This is a genomic window from Curtobacterium sp. PhB25 (genome assembly GCF_004365375.1).
In the GTDB taxonomy this organism is placed as follows: Bacteria; Actinomycetota; Actinomycetes; order Actinomycetales; family Microbacteriaceae; genus Curtobacterium.
Map to the genome: position 1 here is coordinate 1 of NZ_SODR01000023.1, position 4545 is coordinate 4545.

6 protein-coding genes are annotated in these 4545 nt (G+C 67.1%); 4 read left to right on the forward strand and 2 right to left on the reverse strand.

The window, feature by feature from the left end; translation table 11 throughout:
* On the forward strand, window positions 1–444 hold a 444-nt coding region (locus EDF51_RS19560; protein WP_166673606.1), incomplete at its 5' end, for a TetR family transcriptional regulator C-terminal domain-containing protein.
* A gap of 428 nt (window positions 445–872) precedes the next feature.
* On the opposite strand, the gene EDF51_RS19565 is transcribed toward EDF51_RS19560, so the two are convergent.
* Complete coding sequence (locus EDF51_RS19565) at window positions 873–1085, reverse strand: hypothetical protein (RefSeq protein WP_131847355.1); 213 nt, start codon at window positions 1083–1085, stop codon at window positions 873–875.
* Entirely contained in the window at window positions 1082–1561 is a 480-nt protein-coding gene (locus EDF51_RS19570) for a MarR family transcriptional regulator (RefSeq protein ID WP_133938547.1), read from the reverse strand. Before EDF51_RS19570 ends, EDF51_RS19565 begins: the two co-directional genes overlap by 4 nt.
* Before the next feature lie 416 nt (window positions 1562–1977).
* On the opposite strand from EDF51_RS19570, the gene istA reads away from it, so the two are divergent.
* The 3 genes from istA (at window position 1978) to EDF51_RS19585 (ending at window position 4450) form a co-directional block, all read left to right on the forward strand.
* Window positions 1978–3231 carry an IS21 family transposase gene (gene istA / locus EDF51_RS19575; RefSeq protein WP_235036083.1) on the forward strand — a complete coding sequence of 418 codons (1254 nt, stop codon included), beginning with the start codon at window positions 1978–1980 and terminating at the stop codon, window positions 3229–3231.
* Window positions 3228–4040, forward strand: coding sequence for an IS21-like element helper ATPase IstB (gene istB, locus EDF51_RS19580; RefSeq protein WP_134196241.1), 813 nt, complete (start codon window positions 3228–3230; stop codon window positions 4038–4040). Before istA ends, istB begins: the two co-directional genes overlap by 4 nt.
* Window positions 4041–4198: 158 nt before the next feature.
* A complete protein-coding gene (locus tag EDF51_RS19585; protein WP_131847359.1) occupies window positions 4199–4450 on the forward strand; it encodes a hypothetical protein in 252 nt (83 codons plus the stop codon).
* Window positions 4451–4545 lie beyond the last annotated feature (95 nt).

Below are 4545 nucleotides of genomic sequence, written 5' to 3' on the forward strand. Positions count from 1 at the left end.
ATCGCCGAGCAGTACGGCGCGGTCGCATACCTGCACGCGCTCATCGTCGCGTACTCGGAAGAACCCGCACTGATGCGGCTGCTCGCATCAACCCTTGCAGCAAGCTCCGACCCAGCAAACGAGGGTGCGGACTACTACCGCACCCTGTACCTCCGGTTCCGGCAGACCATCCGCACCGCCCTCGAGCACGACATCCGTACTGGCCGAGAACCGAACACGATGGAGCCCGCCCGCGCCACGGAACAGCTCCTCGCCCTCTACGACGGCCTCCGCGTGCAGTCGCTCCTCGTGCCCGGATTCGACATCATCGAAGCCTTCGACCGCGCAGCATCACGCATGCGCCGAGGCTGGTCCGAGGACTACCGCCGTACTGACCTCTTCGAGATCCCACTCGACCGCACCCGCGAACACACTGCACGCCCCGACCTGTTCGGCTCCCAGTAGGTTCGCGCTCCCGTTGGAGGCGCGGGGCGGCCACCGGATAGGTGGCAGCCGCCCCGCTCGCAACGGGAACCACCCCGCTGCTGCTCCACAGTTTGCACCCACCCCCGGCTCGTGCTTGCGGAGGTGTGCGGACCGTTCGGGTCATCCCGCACGTCCCCGGGATGGTGCACACCGCTCAACTCTCCTCCGCGGAGAACGCGAACCGAGACGACGATGAGAGATCCGCGGCGTCGATGCCGCGGAGCGCACCGTCTGCATGGACCTGAGCGGGGTCAATTTCCAGGGGTGCGGGGTAACGGCCGATTTCTTGAAGCTCGGCGGTACCCCCGGTGCGTCGTGCGGACCCGAACTGCCCGGCGGACCTTCCACTATCCGACAGTTGTGGGTCTGTGACCAGTCCGCACCATCGCGGACCCAGCAGAACCGGGTTACTGCGTGGGGGTGTCTTCTTCGGGGTTAAAGTGCGAGTCGGTATCGGAGTAACCGGCGGCGAGCCCGTCCGGGTGGTTCGGGATGGTGCTGCCGTCACCGAGACCAGCGGGCTTCACCGTGCCATCCGAGTCGGTGGTGGGCACTTCCACGCCGGGCCCCTCGAGGGCACCGTCATCGTTTGGGACGGAGGGTGGGGTGATGTTGCTCATTGTGTCTCCTTCACTGTTCCGGTGCTGGTGGTTGTGGTGGGGTGGAGGGCTGCGAGGTCGTTGAGGAACCGGGTAATGATCTCCGCGTCCGCTAGGGGAATGGCGGCACAGAGGGCGGCGATGTGCGCGGCAAGTGGGTCGGTGTCGTCTCGATCCGGTGTAGCCAGAGTCAGCTGCACGTAGCTGGAGCGTCGATCGGTGGGGTTTGGCACTCGCGTGAGAAATCCGGACGCCTCCAACCGGTCTAGCAGGCTCGTCATCGACGGCGTGGTGATGCCGAGGTGCTCGCCGAGCTGCTTCGGCGTGCACGGCTCATCCCGCGCCGACGCAGCCCGGAGGTACCGGAGCGCCTCCCGCTCCGTGATCGACGTGTGTCCTGCGGCCGCCCGAGTGCGCTCAAGCCGCGCAGCCGCATACCGGCATCGCTCGACCGCATCGAGCAACGCGGCCACGGGTACAACAGGCGTCTCCGACATGCCCCCACCGTACAAACTCGGCCGTTCCGCGGCGCTCGGGCGATGGCTTACAACAGCCATCCCGCACCTCACAAACTACCTGGCCGAACCCGGGTGGTGCTCGGTGCCGTTTACGGGGCTGCGCCGCGGAACCCTAGCCGCTGGCCGTCCGAGCTGCTGCTCGGGTTGGAATCGTCACGCGCACCAGCGGACGTCGTAGCGCGAGGGCGCCTGCCCCCTGACCCGAACCACGGGCAGGCGCCCACACCTCATGTCCTACGCCGAGCAAACCTCACACGGTCACGGTTCTTGCGCAGTCCGGATACGTCGTCGTGGCGCGTGCTCCCTGCAGGGCGCGGGAAGCCCGTGTTGATGCCGAAGTAGAACGGACCCCCTTGTGCCGAACTGGGATGGACCCCCTGGTTGACGCTAGGAGGGTGATCACAGTGGACACGTGGGCAGAGATCCGTCGGCTGCATCGAGCGGACAAGGTGCCGATCAAGCAGATCGCGCGGGAGCTCGGGATCGGCCGGAACACGGTTCGTCGGGCGTTGCGGGGTGAGGAGCCTCCGAATCGTGCGCGTGGGCCGCGCGGGTCGAAGATCGATCCGTTCGTGCCGCAGATCCGGGCGCTGCTGGCAGAGCATCCGCGGATGCCGGCGTCCGTGATCGCGGAACGGGTGGGTTGGTCGTTCTCGCCATCGTTGCTGCGGGAACGTGTGTCGGAGTTGCGGCCGGACTATCTCGGCGTGGACCCGGCGGACCGGCTCTCGTTCAGATCGGGCGAAGTGATCCAGTGCGATCTCTGGTTCCCCGAGACCAGGATCCCTGTCGGTGACGGGCAGGACCGGATCTTGCCGGTGCTGGTGATGGTCTCGGGGTTCTCCCGGCGGATCGAGGCGCTCGTGCTGCCGTCGCGGCAGGGCGGGGACCTCACTGCGGGGATGTGGATGCTGCTGCAACGTTTCGGCGGGATCCCGAAGTCGCTGCTTTGGGACCGGGAGGCTGCGATCGGAGGGCTGGGGCGTCCGACGGTCCTCGCAGCGACGTTCACGGGAACGATCGCGACGAAGCTGCGGTTGGCGCCGGCGAGGGATCCCGAGACCAAGGGTGTCGTCGAGCGGGCGAACCGGTATCTCGAGACGTCGTTCTTACCCGGCCGGCTCTTCCAGAACGTCCACGATTTCAACGCCCAGCTGGGTGTCTGGTTGACCGAGCGGGCGAACCAGCGGAAGGTCCGCTCGATCGGAGCCCGCCCGGTCGAGCTCGACGCCCTCGACCGCGCCGGGATGCAGTCCCTCCCGTCGGTCGCGCCGACCACGGGGCTGCGGACGCGGGTCCGGCTCGCCAGGGACTATTACGTCCGCGTCGACGGCAACGACTACTCCGCCGACCCGCGCTTCATCGGACGGTTCGTCGACGTCCACGCAGCACTCGACGAAGTGCGCATCACCTGCAGCGGCGAGCCTGCCGGACGACACGATCGGTCATTGCGCACCGGACAGACGATCACCGACCCTGAGCACGTCGTCGTCGCAGCGCGCCTGCGCGCCCACTACCGGGCCCCGAAGCCCGAGACGGTCCGCTCGCACCAGGACGGGCACCAGGTCCAGATCCGAGCCCTGTCCGACTACGACGCCCTGTTCGGCGTCGACTTCACCACCGATACCACGACGAAAGAAGCACGATGACCAGCAAAACCACGACGCAGACCGACGCACCGATCCCGAAGAACAGCGAGCAGGTCGCTTCCAAGCTCGCCTACCTCGCCCGAGCGTTGAAGACCCCGACGATCGGACGGGTCTGGGAAGACCTCGCCGATCGCGCCAGGGACGGCAACTGGGCGCACGAGGAATACCTCGCCGCGGTCCTCGAGCGGCAGGTCGCGGACCGGGAGTCCGCTGGCACGATCATGCGGATCCGGACCGCGCACTTCCCGCAGGTGAAAACGATCGAGGACTTCAACCTCGACCACCTCCCATCGCTCCGACGCGACGTCCTCGCGCACCTGGCGACGTCGACGTTCATCGCGAAACAGGAGAACGTGATCCTGCTCGGCCCGCCCGGACTCGGGAAAACCCATCTCGCGATCGGCCTCGGCGTGAAAGCCGCCCACGCCGGCTACTCGGTCCTGTTCGACACCGCGAACAACTGGATCGCCCGTCTCGCGGCCGCGCACCACAAGGGCCAGCTCGAGGCCGAGCTGAAGAAGATCCGCCGCTACAAGCTGATCATCGTCGACGAGATCGGCTACATCCCGTTCGACCAAGACGCCGCGAACCTCTTCTTCCAACTCGTCGCGTCCCGCTACGAACAGGGATCGATCATGGTCACCAGCAACCTGCCATTCAGCCGGTGGGGCGAGACCTTCGGCGACGACGTCGTCGCGTCAGCCATGATCGACCGCCTCGTCCACCATGCCGAGGTCCTCACCCTCTCCGGCGATTCCTACCGCACCCACGGCCGCCGCGACCTCATCAACCAGACCGAGAACAACTAAGCTCAACAACCCCAGAAGGGGTCCGCCCCAGTTCGGCACAAAGGGGTCCGTTCTACTTCGGCGTCAACAGCCCGGACGTCTGTCCGGGCCTCGGCTGGCGCACTGGCATGCGGACGGGCCGCCGCTAGGCGGCCGGCAGCTGCGGGTTGGAGGGCCTGATGGGTGAGGACGGTGCGCACGTTCCGGCCGGGGTGCTGCTACTGGAATCAGTGAACCGGCTTCGCGTCGCGGAGACGATGCTCCAGAACCGTGCACGCGCTCGGATGGGCCTGAAGGCAAATGATTTCCAGACGGTGCAGTTCCTCGCCGCGCGAGAAGCCGGCGGCTTCCCCGCGCGCGCAGCAGACCTCGCGGAGGCGCTCGGTGTCAGCAGTGCGGCGGCGACGATGACGATCGACCGGCTCGTGTGAATGCTCAACCCGGACGTCACCGCGGCGACCCGGTACGGCGGCAACTGATCACCCTCCAGAAGGACACCATCGGCGATGGCGTCTCGGATGAGCTG

Bases quoted from the DNA above. Each gene is read 5' to 3' on its own strand.
- EDF51_RS19570 (WP_133938547.1), bottom strand. From the start codon at position 1,561: ATGTCGGAGACGCCTGTTGTACCCGTGGCCGCGTTGCTCGATGCGGTC.
- EDF51_RS19565 (WP_131847355.1), bottom strand. From the start codon at position 1,085: ATGAGCAACATCACCCCACCCTCCGTCCCAAACGATGACGGTGCCCTC.
- EDF51_RS19585 (WP_131847359.1), top strand. From the start codon at position 4,199: ATGGGTGAGGACGGTGCGCACGTTCCGGCCGGGGTGCTGCTACTGGAA.
- istB (WP_134196241.1), top strand. From the start codon at position 3,228: ATGACCAGCAAAACCACGACGCAGACCGACGCACCGATCCCGAAGAAC.